General features: G+C 38.9%; 9 protein-coding genes. 1 reads left to right on the top strand and 8 read right to left on the bottom strand.

Translation table 11 applies throughout. From position 1 onward, the window contains the following. Window positions 1-160: 160 nt before the first annotated feature. From CYTFE_RS24500 to tsaD, 8 genes are all read right to left on the bottom strand, one after another. Window positions 161-10165 (bottom strand): T9SS type A sorting domain-containing protein, encoded by a 10005-nt coding sequence (locus CYTFE_RS24500; protein ID WP_044262482.1) that lies wholly within the window; start codon window positions 10163-10165, stop codon window positions 161-163. 667 nt (window positions 10166-10832) lie between these two features. After that, window positions 10833-13112 (bottom strand): T9SS type A sorting domain-containing protein, encoded by a 2280-nt coding sequence (locus CYTFE_RS0101690; RefSeq protein ID WP_044262480.1) that lies wholly within the window; start codon window positions 13110-13112, stop codon window positions 10833-10835. A gap of 432 nt (window positions 13113-13544) precedes the next feature. Beyond that, on the bottom strand, window positions 13545-15329 hold the full coding sequence (locus CYTFE_RS0101675; protein WP_052342924.1) for an ABC transporter ATP-binding protein: 1785 nt from the start codon (window positions 15327-15329) through the stop codon (window positions 13545-13547). A gap of 50 nt (window positions 15330-15379) precedes the next feature. Beyond that, a complete protein-coding gene (locus CYTFE_RS28225; protein WP_052342923.1) occupies window positions 15380-15841 on the bottom strand; it encodes a S24/S26 family peptidase in 462 nt (153 codons plus the stop codon). Further along, on the bottom strand, window positions 15834-16748 hold the full coding sequence (locus CYTFE_RS24490) for a hypothetical protein (RefSeq protein ID WP_052342922.1): 915 nt from the start codon (window positions 16746-16748) through the stop codon (window positions 15834-15836). Before CYTFE_RS24490 ends, CYTFE_RS28225 begins: the two co-directional genes overlap by 8 nt. Before the next feature lie 5 nt (window positions 16749-16753). Beyond that, window positions 16754-16969, bottom strand: coding sequence for a hypothetical protein (locus CYTFE_RS0101660; protein ID WP_152541801.1), 216 nt, complete (start codon window positions 16967-16969; stop codon window positions 16754-16756). Window positions 16970-17005: 36 nt separating this feature from the next. Next, the gene (locus CYTFE_RS0101655; protein ID WP_027470389.1) at window positions 17006-17296 is read right to left on the bottom strand and encodes a PqqD family protein; all 291 of its coding nucleotides are present in this window, start codon (window positions 17294-17296) and stop codon (window positions 17006-17008) included. Between the two features lie 124 nt (window positions 17297-17420). Beyond that, window positions 17421-18440, bottom strand: coding sequence for a tRNA (adenosine(37)-N6)-threonylcarbamoyltransferase complex transferase subunit TsaD (gene tsaD / locus CYTFE_RS0101650; protein ID WP_027470388.1), 1020 nt, complete (start codon window positions 18438-18440; stop codon window positions 17421-17423). Window positions 18441-18610: 170 nt separating this feature from the next. Between tsaD and CYTFE_RS0101645 the strand changes: the two genes are divergently transcribed. Beyond that, a complete protein-coding gene (locus CYTFE_RS0101645) occupies window positions 18611-23056 on the top strand; it encodes a translocation/assembly module TamB domain-containing protein (RefSeq protein WP_027470387.1) in 4446 nt (1481 codons plus the stop codon). Window positions 23057-23075: the final 19 nt, after the last annotated feature.

Genomic DNA, 23075 nt, shown 5'->3' with positions numbered 1-23075 from the left:
AACAAAAGGGCCTTACCTCAGTAAAGCCCTCTTTTTTTTTATTTCCATACTACCAATTGGAGGTAGTACTATGATATTCCAAATGAATCCATTAGTACCTTGTCATGCGTATTAAAACAGCCATTCTAATTCGATTTTGATCATCTATTACATTTTTCAATTAAAAAGCGATCACTTTTTCCTGATATGATGATTGATCGATACTCACTTTGATAATATACATTGTTTTACTATCAGGTAAATCGAACACCGTTTTAGTGGAATTCAACTCATGCTGAGCCTTCAGTTGTCCAGAAAGATTATACACCTCAATCACACGATCATTGGCCATTAAAAGCTCTTCTGAAACCTTCACATAAGCCTTTTGATTCACCGCATAAATAGTGACATTACTCTGTAAGATCTCAGCCTCAGCACTTTCTATACCTGTAGATACTGATTCTACAAACCTTAATTCAAAACGATCACTGGCACTAGTAGTCAAAGGCATAAAAGTATATTCAGGTGTTTCACGCAAGTTAACAGAAAGCCCTTCCACTTTGTCCTCCAAGTACACATCTACTTCAGGAATGAAGCTATTTAAATTTGTAGCTCTAATGGTAAAATCACTCAACCCGTCTTCTTCAACCTTGTAAGACAAAGGAATCACCATACCCGATTCTAACTCAGGTAATGAATTAATAGCGATTTCCTTACCATCCTTATTACTATATATATTGGCAATATTACCACTATTGAATAACTTCTCTGAATCATAGGCGGTAAAGAACTCGGACCCATTTTCATTAAATATGACGACTGTTTCATCAGTACCATAATCACTTTGAAGCTGTAATCTAACTCTATCATTTCCTTCTTCACTACCACTCTTCAAACCATATCCTCCCGTTTCATGTACCCTAGTAGTGGTTGAAATATTAACATAGTCCGTGGCACTATGCGTTCTCATCCAAACACTCTGACCTGGAGAGATATATCTTGAACCTTCATTGATACCCACACCATTCAATACATTGTAGGCTGATACAGAATTATCACTTTTACGTATATACACCGTCTTTCTAAAATTACCCATATCAAATCCGGCATCCTCCACGTCTATATATGATGGATAAGGATTTGCAACAAGCCACCACTGAGCTTTAGTATAGGTGCGGGAATAATCTTCATTATTTAAAACACCTGCATATTTCAAAGGAACATCCTCTGCAGGGTACAAATCATATCCTTCTAATTGAGCGTCAGGATCTGGATCTGAACTAAAATCATATATATCATCTGAACTAACATAACCTGCTACTCGAAACCAACTATCTTTTGAATATCGATTCATAGCATATCTTCCAACCCCATACGAATTGTCATAATCACTTTCAGTTACACCAGATACAGGATGGGCAATATACCACCATCCTAACTTTGTCATTCCATCCCACTCATAATTACTTTCTCCACTTACCGTTCCGTTCACAATAAGAGATACTGGCGCATCCACCGTATTTTTTACAGTAAGCTGATCATTGGTAATTAAATCACCATTAATGGTCATACGTGCTCCCGGTTCCAAGGTCAAGGAAGCATCTGCTTCAATGGTCAGGTTATTTACATAGGCAATAGCTCCACTTCGAATAACAGGTTCATTTCCAGCATTGGCAATGGTAATATCCGCAACACCATCAGGAACCACACCATCTGTCCAGTTACCGGCAGTAAACCAATCGTCACTTATAGCTCCTTGCCATTGATGTGGAGGTAATATGGGGAATGCGATAGCTACCTCATCTACCGACTGACAATCGCCATTGGTGATCGTCCATCTTAATAAATAGGACGAACCATTGGTACCATTAAATACAGTCATTGGATCTGTAGGATCTACTAAGGATCCACCTGTTCCACTCACAATACTCCATTGTCCATAACCAACTACAGGAGTATTTGCTTCAAGAGTGGTTTGCGAAAGTCCCTGATGACTCTGGTCATCTCCTGCTAAAGCAGCTGTCGGTGTTTCAAAGACCTCAAATTCGGTGACATCCACTACGCCCTCTCTCACTTTATTATCGTACTTAAAGCCGGTTAAAGCATACACCCCAATGGTTGGAGTAGGCAAATAATATGGGAAGCTACTTACGGTAACTGTTTGAGTAGCACCATTATTGATCGTGTACGATAATTCATAATCTGCAGCTGTTGGTACAGTAGAAGTCATTTCTACTTTAATACCTGTACTCAAGTCACATACTGCCTCATCTGGATTAAAACGTACCTTAGGCTTATTGGTATTCACTGTAGCAGTTGTGAAATCACTACCAGACTCATTCACATACACCCTACTATTGGTAATCACGATACCTGCTGCATCAGCTCCACTAGCGCTGGATGCTATTTCCTGCCAGCTACTCGCATCATAATTCACCACTCTAATATCCGTAAGACCATGTTCAGTCATCACAGGCGTAATATCACTTCCAGAATCCCATCCCAGTTGGATTTTCGCCTCACCTCCACCCGGAGTAGATAGATTCCAATACTCATGGGCATTGATAGCAGTTAATGGAAAAGCATAATCCTCATAAGTACCATTAGGTCGTTTATATTCAGCCGTCCACAATTTGGTTCCTGTCCGAACCGCAGTTATTGTCAGCTTATTTCCCAACTCACCATCTGAGCTAATAGGAAAGGTAAATGAATCACTCTGATTCATCCACTTACGCAATGGGCCATTCACATAAGAGTTGGCTGTACCGGCCGACGGTGTAACACCCACACCTACAGTGTTGGTAAGGGTCAAGCTGTTCTCTGACGAAGTATGAATTACTCCATTGGTTAAAATCAAAGTACCTGCCACTTCCACGTCATCATTTAGCCTTAATCCAGCACTATTATCTATCTCAAGGTTATTCAACATATTGTCTGCCCCACTAAAACCGCCTAAATTTTGTTCAGTAGAACCAATAAAAGATACGATGGCTGAAGATCCACTTCCACTAATAAAACTACCAGCGACTCTTTCAAAGCTTCCATTAATATATAAAGCCCTATTATACAAACTATTATCCAAAACAGGCCCATCTATCAATAACTGTTTACAAACCGTTAAGTCTGCATTGGGTAATATTCTACTTCCTGTACCTGAGAATACTAAATTCGCAGCATTATTAAACAAATCGGCAATAATACCATAATCACCTGAACCACCGAATTCTAAGGTAGAAGTATTACTACAACTCAAAAATTCATCGAAATTTCCCTCTGGCAATTGTCCATCTTCCAGATAGATTGTACCTGATCCTGATACATTATTTAAAATATGTCCATAGGTAGTATTATCAATTTTCAAGGTACCTTCTGATTCTATGATGACCTTATTCGCCTGAACAAAATTCTCATCCAAAGTAATATCATGTTGAATATACACAATAAAACCATTGGGTGCACCACTTAAGGTATAGGCATCGCCACCGGTTTGTGTCCAACTAGTCGGATCAGACCAGTCGCCATTCATCGTACTGGTATATTGAGGTATATTATCGGGGAAAGCAGCATCTAAACCAGCGGTGTACTCGCCACTAATATCATCACCCGACAGGGTAAAGGTAATCTGGTTCGCTGTCTCATCCACTGAGTTACTTTCGGACCAAGCAGTACCAGGAACCAACAAACGTTCTGCGTAGTAATTGGCATCATCCCCCTGAACATCCTCATCCTTATAATTCAACACCAAAGAACCACTGGCTCCCACCAAACCAACACTCTCCACTGCCCAATAATATTCCAACACATTGGCATCATCAATATTAGCCGGATGCTTTGAATTAACCGGGTGAACCTTCACTGTAGACACATTGCTACTGGCCGTAAAATTTAACACCGCAGGTGTATATTTTCCGGATACTCCAACAGGAAAAGTAAAGGAAGATGATCCGGCAGGCATTACCTTTTGAACCCCCTTATTACTATAAACCCCGTTGGTGGTAATCATAGTATTCTCACTAAATATTCCTGATATAGATGCAGTTTCTCCCAGAGAAAGCGAGTAACTACCAATATTTAACACACCTTTTGTCAACGCTAGTTCACCTTGTAATGAAATATCATTTGCTGTAGTAGCTCCTGAAGTATTTTTAAGCTCCAATCTGGCGAAAGTTCCTGTACCGGAAATCTCCTGACTCACAGAGCCATCTAACACAAGCCCATTTCCTGTAGAGGAATAAGTGGCGTTATTGATTACATCGCCTTTCACATAAATAGAATGCGCCCCCACATCTAAGGTTCCGCTATTTAAATTAAGATCGTGATATACAGTAATATCCTTACTTAAAGCTACTTTTGTTAAAGGGTCAATCACCAAATCATAAAATTCAATATCCGAAGAGCCTGTAATATACTGTGTTACACCATTTAATGTGGTTGTATTTTCGTAGTAATTATACACACCCGAATTCTCAAAATCACCATTCACCGTTAAGGCCACATTATAAGTTGCATTGGCATCCAAAATACTATAGGCATTAGCTAATGTTAAATCACCATCTAAGATTAATGGACTCAGCATCAATTTCACACTGGCATCATCTCCACTACCATCAATGGTCAAGTCATTCAACGAAATATTAGCATCCAAAAGATAATTTTGTGCGCCGACCCCAGAGTTATCAAAAATAATTTCACCTCCTGTTACGTTATATTTCTCAGGTCGTAGATATAAATCACCATAGCTGGTACCTCCACCTCGCATAATAGTCAATGTACCATCTGTCATATTAAATTCACTTCCTACATTCAATATTTCAAGCTTGGCATTGCTCGCTAAAGCACTTCTACCATTAATGGTCACATCACCACCACTTTGACTATATTTTAATATACCTGCGGAAGAGGCCGGATTACGTCGTATCTGACCGTTCACATACAAATTCCCTCCCTGTACATCTATTTCAGAAAGTCCTCCTCCGGAATATTCAATATCGTTATTTCGATTATTGGATGAATTCCCTATATTGAGAGATCCATCCACAAGCGTTAGCTTACCATTCAAATACACATCATAATCATCATCATTTCCTTGACATAAATTAAAATCATTATTACTATCAATGGTTAAACCCGCAGTTCCAGGGATGGTAAAGCTATTGTTGGTATTGACGGTGACATCCGCATCTCTATTATAGATAAAAGTACCATTCACCAAACTTAGCCATTCAGTAGATTCATAAGAAACTGTACCAGCTATATCCATAGTCAGTGAGGTAGCTTGAGAGCTACCCTTATTCACCGTAATAGACTCTACATTAGTATAAGTAGTGTAAGACACACCATCCGATTGCGTTATTTTGGCATTTGTATCACCAAAAAAGGTCAATGGAATGTCCTCAAAATCGCATCCCCTGTATGCATTTGCACCTCCTCCAGAAGATCGAGAATTATTGATTAAATCACCTCCAATAGCAATGCTCTGATTATTGGCATTACTATACACCGTAATACCAGCATCCTCGGCCACCACAAGATCTCCTTCAATCACAAAATCCTGGGCCAGACTATTATTTCCATAATAAATCAGGGCTCCACCAACAAGATTAAAATCACCTTTGATGGTAATCGTTTTAGCCTGACGTGTTCTATTTGCGAAACCATTCGGGTAATTACTATTCCATGTAGGACAATACCATGACTCAGAACTTTGTCCATCGGCAGTTAAATCACCTAAAATCGTTACGTCCTGATTTGGGAAAATAATATTTGATCCACCCAATGGACTTAACATTAAATTACCATATTCTTCCACTCCATCTGGCAACCAATAAGTGGTGCCAGCTGTAGCATTATTGGTATATAACTCAGTTGTACCCAGATTGGCATTAAAGTCCGAGAAATCACCATTAGGGAACTCAAATATACTTTGTGAGTTATCATTCACCGACACCCTAAATTTACCGTTGCCCGAGGGGTGTGAAATCACCATCCCAAAATCACTGGACGGATTATAAGTGGCATCCAAAACAGCCCCCGTTTCAATCTGCAGGCTAGCACAATACTGAGGACTCCTATCGGCAGAGGTATCCCAACGTAGTAATGATACAGTATGCCCGTTACCAATAATCACAATATCTCCTGATCCGGGAATACTGGAAGCTGCTCCACCAGTATGACTGCTGGTAGACCATGTAGAACTTTGATACCAGTAACCAGACTGCCTACTATAATATTTTTTAGGAGTTCCGAAAGCAGAATTTAAACCTGCCGTATAATCACCATCAATATAATCTGCACTCATACTCGGTAAAAACCAATCATTGATCGTATTTGTTTCCACAACATCTGCGGTAGTTCCTTTGTTCCAGGCATAAGAAGCCGCGTCATAACGAGCCGGTAAATAGGCAGACTCATTAGCTGCTACATCTGACTGATCATAATGAAACTCATGAGAAACCTTTCCGTTCACCCCAGTAAATCCCGTAGACGAAATACGCCAAAAGTAATCCAATGCCTCATCATCACTCGTCGTTGTTGGATGCTCATAGTTAACAGGTACAACGGTAATATCACCATAAGTAGAAGGTGCCGAAGTAAAGCCAATGGTAGCGGGTGTATAAGCATCTACCCCCAATGGAAATGTTTTCTCTGTTATGGCGCTATAAGAAAAGGTTACACCACCATCACCCGCATTACCTGCTGTTTTGATATAACGGGAAGAAGAACTTCCTACAATACTTGCATCCGCCGCAAAACTAATATTATTGGTTTCTATGTTTAGCACATAATCTTTTGCAAAAGTAAGAGTACCATTCACAATAATATTGGCATCTAGCGAAATTTCTCCATTCCTATCAAGTTGTAAGTTTTGAAACTGTCCAGAACCGTTACCTGTTATAGAAGAACCGGACATCAGCAATAGACCATCTCCAGAATGCACACCAGCATTATATATATTACCAGCCACCTGAATAGTCTTGCTATTATCATTTAATTCACCATCATAAATAATCAAGGAATCTGCTACATCAATAATAGTTTGTGAACCATCCAATAATAATCGACTGGCAGACTTATTCACTACCCATTTATGCAAGCTTAAAGCCGAAGACCATTCAACCGTTAATTTTTGCTCCTCCGTACCATTAAATATGGTACTATTATCACCTGTAGTATAAGAAGTTCCATCTGCCAAGGAAAAATCACCGCCTACCGTAACATCATACCCATTGGCATTAAAGCTTCCACTACTTAAACTCAGATCATTCAATACGATTCTATCTCCTTCGATATCAGTTCCACCACTACTATAAGCTACCAACTGAACACTTGGCGAACCGCTGCCTTCATTCTCAATCACCATATTATAAAACGGAGCGGTAGACCGAATTTTAAATACTTCGTTGCTACTTCCTTGTGGTTTAAAACGTATGGTACCTCCGGTAACATTAATATTCTTAGCGGCTGATGCCACATCAAATGCATATCCATTAGAACCGCTCACATCCAATATTTCAATTTCACCACCAGACATAGCAAATACACTGGCTGGTAAAAACATACTAAAAGTACCATAGGAGTTAGAAATATCGGAAGTATAACTACTACCAGACAAAGCAGCACCGCTAATTTCTGCAGGCGTCGAAGGATTCTCCTCTAAGGACAATCTACCCCTTAAGGTAAGCAAACCTCCCGTTTGACTAAAAGAAGACAAAGCATCTGCTGTACTGGATCTGATCTGACGCGCATCTACATGACCTCCATTGATAATAAACTCACCAGATGATTCGGACCAAGTAATAAAACCACCAGAACGTCTACTGGACAAATAACCTTTATCCACCTGAAGCTTTCCATAGATGGAGAAAGCCTGATTACCACCAACATAAACGCCATGTATATTTCCCGAGGATTCACTTAAGCCATAAGCTGCATTTACCTCTGCATAATTATTGGCCGTAGATAACACAATCACATCCGTACCATTCATTAAAAAAGCACCATTAGCAGGAACGATAAAATCTTCTCCTCCCTCTGTTAGAGACGGGATAATCGTTAAACCTGTTAATTCAAGGGTTCCGGTGCGTACCCAAAGTGCCTTACGTAAGTTAGGATTAGATCCAGAACCTTCTTTACCTAAATTATTTCGTCCAAACAAACGAAAATGATCATATGCTGATGCATAAACCGTTAATTTAAATGTTTTATCAACACCCTTATCCAATACCAAATTATAAAAATCGGTCGTTCCGTTACACAGCAGCGTATTATCGGTCGTTCCTTTAAAATAAACGGTGGCAGCTCCATTGTCTGGAAATGCATTATATACTGGATAATTTTGATTGGTCAGTCTAACACTACCATTATTGGTAAAATCACCATTAACAACAATCGTATGGGTATTATTGGCATAATAATCTGTAAACGGAGCAGTACCTCCACTGGTATCATTGGACGTTGTTTTACCAGTCCCTACCGTCAAAGCAGCTCCACTATCCACCGTTACATTACCATCAATGGTTAAGGCATAACGATTAGCTGATCCATCGTTGATACGATATGTACCTTGCTTTATGTGTAAGTCACCATAAATATTTAAATCATGTTTTTGTGTGGCAATGGCTGCTCCATTTATTACAAGATGATTGTAACTGGTTTGTGCCACTGGCAAATCAAAGTCTGAGGAATTGTCATATTCCACAATACCTCCATCGGCTTCTACCAGATAATTAGTGGTAGCATCTGGAAAGTGAACCGAGGCCAACTTTAAGGTACCTTTTCCACTTAACTCAGTTAAGGTATTGGTAAAGACATGGCTTGACATATCTAAAAAACCACCATCATTGATAACCAAGTTCAAGTTTGACTGACTCACATCAACATCCATGGTAACTGTTCTACCATTTAATATTACCACTCTGGCATCATCACCGGGTATATCAGTCGCCGTTTGCGTTGTACCACCCGGATCATGGGTCCATGTTGATATATCACTCCAGTTACCGGAACGATACGAATAATAGGTTGTTTTAACTACTTCCAATGGAAGGTCATAACTTATATTAATTTGTCCATCGGCTCCATTACCTCCGGCAAAGGAATTCCTATTAGTTGCTTCACCACCACTTCCTCCTCCTCCAGGAGAACTACCGTCATTACCGTTTGTATTTTTTACATTTCCAACACCACCGTCACCACCATTAGCTCCTGCCCCTCCTGCTCCTCCAGTATTTCCTCCTTGAGTTCCAGAATCTCCGGTTACATTGGTTGTCCCTCCTGAACCAGCACCTCCAATTCCTACCGTTCCTTTATTACGTCCTCCACCAGTTCCTCCATCAGCTATTAAACTTTTAAAGCTAGTTGAGCCACCATCACCACCATTTCCGGTACTTGCCACACCGCCAACACCTACTGTATAAGAAATAACTTCACCCGGGGTTACAACAAGATCCGACGTAGTATAACCTCCGCCTCCACCTCCGGATCCTCCTTTCTTATTAGATGTAGAACCTCCTCCTGCACCTCCGGCTCCCCAACACTCTACAGTAATGGATGTAACTCCATTGGGAACAGTAAAAGTACCTGAACTGGTAAAAACATTTGAAATTGATGTTGCAATTTCACCTGCTATCTCAATATCGTCAATATTCCAACCAGAGTAATTCCAACCATAATCTGTAGACCCCAATGCAAAACGAACTTGCAATCCGCTATTGCCATCAGCATAAGCAGAAATATCTATAGATTGTGCCGACCAAGAACTCTCAGTCAATGTCGACGTTTCATTGGTCCAAATATTCTGCCAGGATGAACCATCATACACATCGATATAAGCAAAATCATAATCACTTGACTCAACATTTAACCAACGTTGAAAATTAAGCATCACATTTTGTTTTCCACTACAGTCAATTACCGGAGATACAGCTGCATATTCACGTTCATTTAAATCATCTGCATACCCCCCATCTAAATTTGTACCTAACACATAACTTCCACTATAAGCCGAAGTTGGATTATCATTTCCATGATCTCCTCCCCCTCCGTCAGGCGTTCCTCTCTCAAATTCTCCGGATAAAATCCACCCTTTATCGGTTTCAAAATCATCAGACCAAATAGTTGTTACCTGCGCTTTAGTTACACTTGCAAACAACAACATCCCAAATAAAACAGCGTATATTTTTCTCATATTCGTATTTTTCTCTCCCTTGTTACCTCAACAAAATAATTCTATCAAAAAGCAATTTTAAAAAAATCCACGGAAAATATTCATTTGAATAATTGAGAGATTAGTTTTAAAACCCTATTTAGGAGTTTGTACGCAGAATTTCAATTAAGTTACAGCAAATGGACAGATTTATATATTTTATACATCAATTTGTGTTTTATACTGACAAACAGCTGGTAAATTCGTTCATGACAAAAACACTTTTTAAGTTACTTACCCACCTAGCAAGATATTTTACTAACTCAAAAAGACAAGAACTAAGCTTCCTTAGTATGCTAAATAAGTCTTATCACAAACCGTCATCTCCTTTATGCCTTCACCTTCTTATGAAAATATAAAAACTAAATATTTATGTTGTACATAGGATATGCACTAACGGGTATGAATAAAAGCAAATTACTTATCAACCAATCAAAACAAGACCACAACTCCCCTATTCAGTAAATGATCAGTACATTAATTATAAACCATCACTCCTTCAGCTAAAACCCATAAAAAAACAAGAGGGCCTTACCTAAGCAAAGCCCTCTTTTGTTTTTTCACTACCCCTATATATAATAAGACCGTATAGCTACTAAACCAGAAAAATGCATGAAAAAATCCATTACCCAATAAGGCTTCATCCAGATTAAAATACGACCACCTTCTCCTGATATGATGATTGATCGACACTCACCTTGATGATATACATTGTTTTACTTTCAGGTAAGTCAAACACAGTTTTTGTGGTATTCAACACATACTGAGCCTTCAGCTGACCAGAAAGATTATAGACTTCAATCGCACGGTCTTCGGCCATCAAAAGCTCTTCAGACACTACCACATAAGCCTTTTGGTTCACCGCATAAATGGTTACATTATTCAGCGAAATTTCGGCCTCATTACTTTCTATATCTGTAGATACAGATGCTTCGAATTTTAATTCAAAGCGATCACTGGTACTGGTTGCCAAAGGTATAAAAGTATATTCAGCTGTTTCTCTCAGATTGATGGTAACGCCTTCCTCTTTATCCTCCAAGTATACATCTACCTCGGGAATAAAGCTGTTTATATTCGTAGCTCTAATGGTAAAATCACTCAAACCATCCTCATTCACCTTGTAAGACAAAGGAATTACGGTACCAGGCTCTAATTCAGGTAAAAAATTAATTGCAACATCCTTACCATCTTTTTCACTATAAAGATTTGCAATGTTTCCACTATTAAATAATTTCTCTGAATCATAAGCCGTATATAATTCCGAGCCATTTACATTAAAAATCATCACTATCTCGTCTGTCCCATGATCACTAGAAAGCGCTAATCTAAGTCGATCGTTTTCTTCTGCGCTACCACTCTTTAAACCATACCCTCCCGTTTCATGAACCCGTGCGGTGGTTGAAATATTCACATAATCCGTAGCATTGTAGGTTCTCAACCAGACACTCTGTCCAGGAGCGATATATCGCGAGCCTTCATTGACCCCCACTCCATTCAATACATTATAGGCCGATACGGAATTGTCACTTTTTCGGATATATACCGTCTTTCCAAAATTACCCATATCAAAACCAGCATCCTCCACATCCATATAGGATGGATAAGGGTTTGCCACTAGCCACCATTGTGCTTTGGTATAAGTCCGTGAATAATCTTCATTATTTAATACACCTGCATATCTCAATGGAACATCCTCAGCAGGGTACAAATCATAGCCTTCCAATTGGACATCAGAATCTGGATCTGAACTAAAATCATATATATCATCTGAACTAACATAACCAGCCACTCTAAACCAACTATCTTTAGAATAACGGTTTATAACATATCTTCCTACACCATACGAATTGTCATAATCTGTTTCCGTAACATCAGTGACAGGGTGAGAAATATACCACCATAATTGTTTAGTCATTCCCTCCCACTCATAATTAGTCTCTCCATTTACATTTCCATTCACAATAAGAGATACTGGAGCATCCACCGTATTTTTTACAGTCAACTGATCATTGGTTATCAAATCGCCTTGAATGGTCATACGTGCTCCCGGCTCCAAGGTTAAAGAGGCATCTGCCTCAATGGTCAGATTATTTACATAAGCAATAGCTCCATCACCAATGACAGGAGCATTTCCTGAATTGACGATGGTGATATCAGAACTGGCATCTGGTACCACTCCATACGTCCAGTTAGCAGCAGTAAACCAATCATCACTTTCTCCCCCATTCCATTGGTGAGGCGGCAATAATGACCCTTCTATCATACCTGCATCCTCTAAAATCTCCAACAAAACATCAACCATATCATCATCTTCCATCATCTCATCTTCCCCACCAACATCAACATCCTTATAATTAGGAAAGGTTGTTGAAGCGTCCGGATCCAACTGATAGATATCTCCATTAAAACTACCACCGCCATTCGCTACTTCTAAATTTCCACCTATAATTAAATTACCGGTGCTAACCACATCCGTATTTTTCAAATAAACATTCCCCGTCACAATCACATCTCCTGACAGTTGGGAACCACTGTTGCTAAAACTCGCATCACCATGTACAATTAACAATCCTCCGTCTCTAACTTCTATTTTCTGCGTGGCCGTTAAATTACCCCAAATTTCAAGCCGTCCTCCATCATAGATTACATCCGAACCTCCTCCGCTTTTTTTATAATCTCCCTCCACCACATTAAGGGTTCCATAAATAGCTCCTGCCTGCGTAGAAGTAACATCTCCGTTTCGGGTAAGTACATGATCAATTTGCCACGCTTTACTTAATTTCCCATCTTGTGGACCCTCTCCAACCCAACTTGGATAATCCCAAACTGCCCCATCAAAATCTCCATCTGCGGTTGTGCTATAAACCTGTCCAGACACACCAATAAAGGCACCAATAGTCACCAACAAAAAACTACATATCTTCCTCATAATCATATTTTCCTCTCCCTGCTACTACAACAAAAAAACTAATAAATAAAATAGTAAAAACGCCTCCAACAATATATTCCTCTTGATTCCTGAATAAGTAAGCTACAAACTTTAAAAAAACCAATCATATCTTTATACGCAAAACTTCCAAAAAGTTACACCCAATGGACAAATACATATTTATATATATATCAATTACTATATTTCCCTGACAAACAGCCAACAACTCCATTGTTTAGATCAAAATACAAATATATCATCCCAATGAATATCGCAGTAATCATTATAGAATAAATCTTCCAGCTTACGCTAGTTTTCCATGCACAATTGTCCTCAATTACATGCGATATGAACCGACAAAAAATAACGCCCTACGAACTAAGATTAATCCACATTTCAATAGGTATAAAATGGTAAGGTATTTTTACCACCTCACTTCTTGAAAGATGCTAACATTTGATAGAATACCCCTTTCTGCTTTAGCAATTCTTCAGGACTCCCCTCCTCTGCCACGCCTGTATCATCTAGAACAATTACTCTGTCTGCAATATGAATGGTAGACATGCGATGACTTACTATAATAGCAGTACGTCCTTCGGTAATGGCTTTAAAATGATCAATCAACTTTGCTTCGGTAAATGCATCCAACGAACTAGTTGGCTCATCCAAAATAACCAGTTGCGCATCATTAAAGAAAGAACGGGACAAGGCAATACGTTGCCACTCACCCACACTTAACATCTCACTATTTTTAAACAAAGTGCCCAATGGAGTCTCATAGCCCTGAGGGAGATCCTTCAACAACTGATGTACCCCTGATTTTTTTGCACTAGAAACAAGATCCTTATCGTCTTTATCTTTCGTAATATTCCCAAACCATATATTTTCTTTGGCCGAAACATTATACAGCATAAAATCTTGAAATACAGCGCTTATATTTTCTGCCATAGACTCCAAGCGAATATCAGACATTGCTATATCATCTATAAATATCTCGCCACTATCTGGCTCATAAAGACCACAAAGCAACTTTACCAGTGTAGATTTCCCTGCACCATTTGCCCCCACCAAGGCAACTGTTTCTCCTTTATTGATCTTTAGGTGAAGATTTTTAAACACCTGACGGGAACTGTTGGGATATTTAAAACTTATATGATCAATCAGCAAACCTTCCTTCATGGGCTCAGGAAAAGTAGCAGACCTTTCCTTTCTACTACTGACAACCTCATAGTCCACAAATTCAAAAAAGTTTTTCAAGAATAGACCATCCTCATACAAAGCGGATATTTGTCCCAACAGATCCTGCAAGAAACTATAACCTCTATACAATGCCAGAAAAAACATGACCGTTTGCCCCTGAGAGATATTCCCTTCCACAGCTTCCCTCGAAATATAAGCAAACACAGCAATCAAAGTAAACGCAGTGATAAGCTGCACAAGCAATTCATAGCTTGTCTTTAACTTTAATAATCTAAACCGCTTGTAACGCAGCCCCACTTTTGCCTCCTCATATCTTTTCTTAAAAAGCGTAGATAAATTAAATACCCGCCGCTCCTTTGCAAATTCCTTACCTGTAAGCAATCGGTTATAATAGTTAACATACCGCTCCTCTTGCGTATGCTCTCTCTTAAAAGAATAAATTTTATGCGAAAATCTTAAACGAATGACAATAATCGGAATAGAAACCATTACAAGTCCTACCAACATCAACCAGTGCAAACTAGCCAGCAGACCTCCTATCAACAATAAAGTAATCGTATTCTGAAGTAGATGAATAAATCCGTAATATATGCGCGAAGGTCTGTAGGCAGCCTCATTCACTGCGCGGTAATATATATTTTGGAAATGATAATCATCATAATTTACAAAATCCAGATTCACCGTTCTATGATGAATCAGATCCTGCACTGCATCGTTGATATAAAAGGAGTGTTTTTCTCTAATGATTCCGCCCAACGAATTTAAAACAGCATTTAAAACAAAAACACCTCCTGCATAAAACAATACTTGTCCTATCGTTTCAAAGGCTACTTCCTTATTTCCGGACGAAAGTACGAGACCAATCTGATCCACCAAATGTTGAATAATAAAGATCAGAAAGAGGGGTATCACCCCCTTTAACAACAGCACCAGCCCATTAGCAATGGTCCACCATCTCGAACTCTGCCATATTAATTGTAATGATCGTATTATATCTCTACCACTTACCTGAGCCATTCTTTATGAATAAATAAAAGCCAAAAGATAATAAAAAAGAAAAGGCACTGTCACGATCTTCTAAAATATTTATGCCATACCAACCCCAGATAAAAATTCAAATATCCCACAAGCGGAGATAAAAAAGCCATGCTCTTCTTAAAAAATAAGGTATTGCTCCATTTAATAGCTCGTTGATGACGGAATTGCCCAACCACCAAGCCGTAAACGTCCGACAATCTATTGTTCCCATCCACTTTCATCAGTCCGTCTCCCTTTGAAATAAACCATCCCTTTGAGACATCTATTTTTAATAAACGATGCGCCACCAGGCGTCCACCATTCTCAAAAACAATCACATCACCTACTTGTAAGGCATCATAATTCACCGGACTCACCCGTACTTCATCGCCAGGCAGTATAAAAGGAAACATACTTAAACCAAACACAGGCAATACTATATCGCAACCCTTATTTAATAAGGAAATAAATGTCTGCTCAAATAACTTCTTATTTTTTTTTGCATCATTCATACCTGTCCATTTCCCTCATCATACGTACAATATCGGTATCTGGTTTAAACCCCACCTCGTATACAGCCACCTTAGCTATGATCTCTTCCGCAATATCCAGGTGCTTTTTCACCATAGCGGGCTCATAAAATTGCTGAATAAAGTTACCCAATACACGCGAATAGGCTTGAACACCCTTCAAGGGCTGTATATAGTTAAGCGGTGACTGCTTTAATAAAAATATCTTTTTTAATATGGACTGTTTAGGTGCTTGTTTGTAGTAAGGCATGGGGTTATTGTACAATCTCACTTCACGATCAAACAGGCGAAGCACCAGACGATCATCATTTAAAACACAAGCTCCACACTCACCCCACAAACGGGCCATGGTAGATTTACCTATGCCGGAAACACCTGTGAATAAAATACCCTGTCCCCCATCTTCAATGGCCGAAGCATGTATCAACAGTCCCTGTTTCTCCTGCACAAGATATAACATCAACAGAGATCCCAGCGGATGCATCAATGGGTCCAAGCGCACTGCTTTGTGGCAATCCGTTTTTAAAACAAGACTTATCTTCACCTGAGTTTTACCTTTCTCAAACTCAGCTAACACACTTTTAATTTCAGAATGATCTTTAAATTCCACCCGTATGGCCACCTTCTCACCCAGGGTATACACATACCAACTGTAATTAAGAAAATCGTTACTGATGGGTTCTCCCCTAAAGGTAAGTTGATAATCGAATAAATCGATAACGGATCGTACAGCATAAGAAAACAAATAATCAGAATTTTCAACATCCCCATCTATGCAATAGGCTTGAATGGATCCTTGGCGATCCAAGAAAATTCGAGAATCTTGACATTGGAAAGTAAAATGTAAGTCTGCTATTTGCGCACTAAAACACTGCTCACCCACCATCATCCATCCTAGTTTGAATAGTCCGGAGCACTTCCTCCAAATACACTGCTTTCTGAAGACGAATTAAATTCCGGAATCGGACTGGATGTCACAGCACTAGCACTTGGTAAATCACCTCCTCCACCTCCTTCTCCAGGGTCCGGAACACTTGCCATCACCAATGAGATCTCATGATCCACATTAACAACCTCTAATTGGGGCTTTGAATATATTTTCTTTGTCAATTTTTTCCCTTTCATCATCATAAATTCTATTCTCAACTATGATTTTATGGATAAAACACCTTTATCAACCATATCGGTAATAAAATACTTAATATCATTCAAAGCCACTTCCTCAGTCACTTCGTAATTTTCTAACAATACTGATTTCAAATCTGCCATAGACTTCACTCCATCTATGGCATCATAAATAAACGAGGCCACTTCGTTTAAATTATAGACCTTATTCATATCAGCCACATTATCCGTTAGCGGAACCAACACTTTTTCTTCACCAATCGCTTTCTCCACAAAACGCTCATTCTTCCGATATACAAGCGATACATCCATAATTACCTCAAATTATTGCACAAAATTATAAAAAACAACAAACAATCCTTATTTTATAACTTTCTATAACGTTTGCTTTGATAAAGCTACCTTATATGCTGTTTAAATAACAAAATCAATGCGACTAAAACACCACTCTTGAAAAGGGAGCTGCATCATGATTCACAAAATCCCCTGCTCGATACTTATAATATCCTGATATGGCTACCATTGCCGCATTGTCTGTGGTGTACGCAAATTTAGGTATAAAAGTTATCCAGTTTTTACGAACGGCCAATTTTTCAAGACCAATGCGCAATCCTGAGTTAGCAGAAACACCCCCTGCCAGGGCGACTTGGCTTATATTCAAATCATCAGCCGCCTTCTCCAATTTATTCAAAAGTATTTCCACTATCGTATGTTGCAAGGATGCACACAGGTCTTTTTTATGCGCCTCTATAAAATTTGGATCTTCTTTAATGCGGTCTCTCAAAAAATACAAAAATGAGGTTTTCAACCCACTAAAACTATAATCATAATTCTTTATCTTTGGTTTCGCAAATTGAAAGGCATGGGGATCTCCTTCTTTTGCCAGCTTATCAACCCATGGTCCTCCCGGGTATGGAAGACCCATCACCTTGGCACATTTATCAAATGCTTCCCCGGCTGCATCGTCGATGGTTTGTCCGATCACTTCCATATTCATATAATCTTTCACCAATACAATCTGGCTATTACCACCTGACACTAACAAACACAAGAATGGAAACTCCGGATGTTTATTATCCTGATCCGGTTCTTTAATAAAATGTGCCAGCACATGGGCGTGAAGGTGATTCACATCCACCAGAGGAATATCGTGCGCCAAGGCAAAGCCCTTGGCAAAGGAAGTACCCACCAAAAGCGACCCCATGAGACCAGGACCTCTGGTAAAGGCCACAGCCGCAATATCACAGGCCTTCACGCCCGATTCCTTTAATGCTTTATCTACAACTGGAATTATATTTTGCTGATGTGCCCGCGAAGCCAACTCAGGAACCACTCCCCCAAAATCCTTGTGCACATCCTGATTTGCCACCCTATTCGACAATATGGTTTCGTCTTTAAACACAGCCGCAGAAGTATCATCACATGACGATTCTATTCCTAAAATATATACACTCATAAAACTTTAGCTAATAAACATTCTTTTTTGCACAATATTTGTCAATATTTTTCTTGTTCGCCCTAATTAATGTAATTAATTCAGACCTTTTTACCTATTTTTGCAAATTAAACGACAAAGCTATTAAAAAATCCTTTAAAATATTATTCTATTGCCTACTTGCGCTGATAATGTCCCCGATATTATTATATTTCGTGGTACTGATTCCCAGCGTCCAAAACTCCATAGGTAATATACTGACCACAAGGCTATCTAATGATCTGGGAGCCGAGGTATCCATCGGCAATGTTCGTTTTTACCCCATAAAAAAACTTGTTTTAAATGAAGTATTGATCAAAGACAGTCAACAAGACTCATTACTATACCTGGATCAACTGGTTGCTCCAATTGATAGTATTGTATTCGCTAACAAGCGGGTTTACTTAGGAGCTATCTCCATCCATCAACTTAACACAAGCATCACCACTGATTCTATCAGTAACAATTATTCATTTATTTTAGACTCACTTCGCAGCAGACAGGGCAAGCAAAGCAACTGGAAATACGCCATAAAAGGCATCCAACTAAAAAACAGCGCTATTTCCTTTGTACGGCAAAACGCTCCCACACCCAAGTCTAAATTCAATACAAACCACGTAAAGGTATCGTCTTTGGACTTATATGTGGATAAGATAAAGATGGAAGAGGATCATTTTTCATTTCGCATCAAGAATTTCTCGGCACATGAACAGTCCGGACTCGTTATCAAAGAAGCCAATGGCACCTTTGACATAAAACCCTCTGGTTTACATCTTTCTAATTTTGTTCTAATCGCCAAACAGTCCTTCATAAATCTAAAAAAATTCAGCATTACATTTGACACCACGTATCAAACACAAGACCTGTTTGCAAAATCACCCATAGAACTAGAAGTCAACTCTTTCTCGGCAGACTACAGGGATCTTGAAATTTTCTTCCCAAACTTTCCAAAACTACGAGAAAAAATTAATCTCAAAGGTAATTTAAATGGCACCCTTGCTGACTTAAAAGGACAAAACATTACCATAAAAGCCGGCAATCATACACAGTTAGAAACCAATTTCGACATTACTGGTTTACCCAATACCAAAGAGGCTTACCTGTTTTTAAATGTAAAAAAGTTAACAACCAATGTGGATGATATCTCCAAGTTATTTTCACTCAGCGCCAACCCTCAAAGCATCAAACTACCCGAATCCTTTAAACAAATGGGTGAAATCCAATACAGTGGAAAATTTTCCGGCTTTACCGATAACCTGGTTGCCTACGGAAAATTCAATACCTCTTTAGGCACTATCAACACAGATATTGGATTAAAAATAACCGATGACGACAAACTGGTTTATTCTGGTTTTATTAATACCGAGAGTTTTAATATTGGCAAAATCTTAAACTCAGAAAACAACCTGAACAAGGTCACAATGGACGTGTCTTTGCAAGGATACAGGGCCGGAAAAAACAAATTTAATTCATTTATTAAAGGCACCATTGACTCCATAGATATCAAAGGGTATAAATACGAAAAAATAGAACTCAATGGACTCATATCCAATCGTAAGTTCGACGGAAAAATAAAACTCAATGATCCCAACGCACAACTTTTGTTTAATGGCAAGGTTGATTTCAGCGGTAAAATACCCCAATTTAATTTTGGAGCTACCTTAAGCAATGTGAGGTTAGACAAATTAAACATTGCCCCAAATCTATTCAACAGCAAAATAGATTTCAAGCTTGACTCCAAATTAAGCGGGCAAAATATCAACACCCTCTCCGGCGACATATTACTCCACAGTGGAAAAATTTTTGTGGACAATATGGAACATGTGATTGATTCATTGATCATTGTTTCAAAACAAGATCAGTTATCCAAAAGAATATCCGTCTTTTCAGAGCTATTTGACGCCGAGCTTTCCGGTCGCTATAATATTAGCTCCATTCCGGATGTACTCCATCAAATTTTAGCACAGTATTTACCCTCGGCATTTGCGGTTCCGGAGGCGATTAAATATTCTGATCAATTTAATTTCTTTCTAAAGACCAAAGAATTTTCGTCTCTATTACAAGCCCTCACACAAAAGGTAAAGATTTCAGATGGCAGCCAAATCGTCGCCAACGTGGATGGAGAGAGCAATCAACTCCATATGACCGCTGATTTTGGTGAAATTAAATACAACTCCATCATAGGCCAAAATTTATCTTTTCATTTAGAAACGGCCAACAACAAGCTAAACTCGCAACTATCCAGCGAATTATTTGGCATCGAAAACCTACTGCCGCTGCACAACCTGAGTACTGCTCAATATATTAATAATGATTCTATTCAACTTCAAATAAACTGGGACGATAAAGCAGAAAAAGCGAGCAAAGGAAATATCCATACCCAAACACGAATAAACAAAAGCAAAGAAGGACAGCTATTCACACTCATTGAATTACTTCCTTCAACCATTACTGTAAAAGATTCGGTATGGCAAATACAAGAATCCCAAATAAACATTAGCCCCAACAGTTTAAGAGTAAATACCTTTCGGGTTCACCATCTCAATCAAGAAATTAATATCAATGGCTCTGTTCATAAAGACAAAGAGGGTACACTGGTAACTTTCATCCAAAATATGGATCTAAATAACCTAAGCTCCATATTCAACATTGAAAAAATTAATCTGGAAGGAACATTAAATGGCTGGATACGCTTAAAGAATAATTTTACACAACCGATCATAACCAGTAGTTTATCACTCAATGGTTTTCGAATAAACCAAGAAGACATTGGCCATCTTACAGTGGAATCCAATTGGAACAACATGCAAAAAGCAGTGATAGTAAGTACCCAAATAAAAAAAGATCGTCTAACATCACTTAACGGAATGGGTTATTTCAAACCTTCTTCCAAAGATTTCAGCTTTAACTTCGCTTTGGACAGTCTTCCCATCAGCTTTCTGGATCTGTACATAAGCAAGGTTATTCAGGACCTTAAAGGTACCGCATCGGGAAATATAAAGTTATTAAAAACAGACTTTGGATTAGGATTGGAAGGTGGTGTTCAAGTAAATAAGGCTAAATTCAATGTTGATTTACTTAAGTGTTCCTTTAACCTGGAAGACTCGGTATTATTTACACCAGAAAGAATTCACTTTAAAAACATGACCGTTACAGACCCCAAAGGCAAAAAAGGAAAATTTAACGGTACCATCGATCACCGCAACTTCCGTGATATGGATTTTGATTTATATGTACATGCAAACAATATGCTATTACTCAACACCAAGAGTAATGACAACCCCTTGTATTATGGTACTGTTTATGCCACTGGAGATATGGCCATCACTGGTTCCACCTATGATTTAACACTTGACTTAAACGCAAAAACGCAAAAAAACACAAAGCTATACATACCTATTTCCGACGATGAGGAATCACTGGACAATAATTTTATTCGCTTCATCACGCCCAATAAAACCGATTTGGTGATTTCTACTCAAGAAGAAAAAGATGAGGAATACAAAGTTGACTTGTCTAACTTCGCCTTAAATATGGGCATTGAAGTTACTCCGGATGCGCAAGTTCAGGTAATCTTTGACCCCTCAGTGGGAAACATACTAAAAAGCTGGGGCAAAGGAAACCTGCAAATACAGATCAACAAAGAAGGAGAAGTAAGTTTCTTAGGAGAATACAAGGCTGAAAAGGGAGATTATCTATTCTCTTTAGAAAACATTGTAAACAAAAGGTTCGATATAAACAAAGGAGGATCGGTTATTTGGGAAGGTGACCCATACAATGCTATTATAGATATAACCGCCACCTACAAGTTAAAAACCTCACTTCAACCTCTCACCAGCGTTTCCAGTGCTTATAGCGAAGAAAACGATGTTTCAACCAGGGTGCCCATTAACTGCGAACTTATATTGAGCGAGCGTCTATCTCAGCCAAAAATTAATTTCAACATAAGTGCACCAACACTGGAACAAAGCACACAAAATATCATACAAGAAGCCATTAGTACAAACGAAGAACTCAATAGACAAGTCCTTTCGCTATTGGTTCTCAATAAATTCTATACCCCAAGTTACAATACTTCCAATTACAGCGGAAGTGTAGTCAATAGCGCCAGTCCGGCTAACACATACACCTACGAACTATTATCCGGTCAACTGAGCAATCTGGTTTCGCAAATGATCGATGACGTAGACGTGGGCATTAGTTACCGTCCTGAAGATGAAATATCTAGTGAGCAGATAGAAGTAGCACTATCAACCCAGATTTTTAATGACCGGGTTACCCTGAACGGAAATGTTGAATATGGAAAATACGACAAGCTAAGTACCATCAATCCCAACTCAAGCAATATAGTAGGTGATTTTGATTTAGATGTAAAACTAAACAAATCAGGCAGTCTACGTGCAAAGGCCTATACACATAGCAATGATGATTTTAGTTTTGACAACTCCCCTACCACCCAGGGAGTAGGCCTATCCTACCAAGAAGAATTCGATACCGTTGGTGAACTTATCCGCAAATACTGGAACTGGTTTAGACCCCGACGAAAGGAAAAGGAAAACCAAAGAAAGAATCAACAAAACACGGTAAAAGAAGAGTAATCACACTCCTGTATCAAAG

This window comes from Saccharicrinis fermentans DSM 9555 = JCM 21142 (genome assembly GCF_000517085.1).
GTDB lineage: Bacteria > Bacteroidota > Bacteroidia > Bacteroidales > Marinilabiliaceae > Saccharicrinis > Saccharicrinis fermentans.
Note: the sequence above shows the minus strand (reverse complement) of the source record. Positions and strands in the feature narration are given on the sequence as shown.

What these genes read in the sequence shown, in the direction of transcription:
- CYTFE_RS0101675 (WP_052342924.1), bottom strand. Translation starts at nt 15,329, where the DNA reads ATGGCTCAGGTAAGTGGTAGAGATATAATACGATCATTACAATTAATA.
- CYTFE_RS24500 (WP_044262482.1), bottom strand. Translation starts at nt 10,165, where the DNA reads ATGAGAAAAATATACGCTGTTTTATTTGGGATGTTGTTGTTTGCAAGT.
- CYTFE_RS0101645 (WP_027470387.1), top strand. Translation starts at nt 18,611, where the DNA reads ATGTCCCCGATATTATTATATTTCGTGGTACTGATTCCCAGCGTCCAA.
- CYTFE_RS28225 (WP_052342923.1), bottom strand. Translation starts at nt 15,841, where the DNA reads ATGAATGATGCAAAAAAAAATAAGAAGTTATTTGAGCAGACATTTATT.
- CYTFE_RS0101690 (WP_044262480.1), bottom strand. Translation starts at nt 13,112, where the DNA reads ATGAGGAAGATATGTAGTTTTTTGTTGGTGACTATTGGTGCCTTTATT.
- CYTFE_RS24490 (WP_052342922.1), bottom strand. Translation starts at nt 16,748, where the DNA reads ATGATGGTGGGTGAGCAGTGTTTTAGTGCGCAAATAGCAGACTTACAT.
- tsaD (WP_027470388.1), bottom strand. Translation starts at nt 18,440, where the DNA reads ATGAGTGTATATATTTTAGGAATAGAATCGTCATGTGATGATACTTCT.
- CYTFE_RS0101655 (WP_027470389.1), bottom strand. Translation starts at nt 17,296, where the DNA reads ATGGATGTATCGCTTGTATATCGGAAGAATGAGCGTTTTGTGGAGAAA.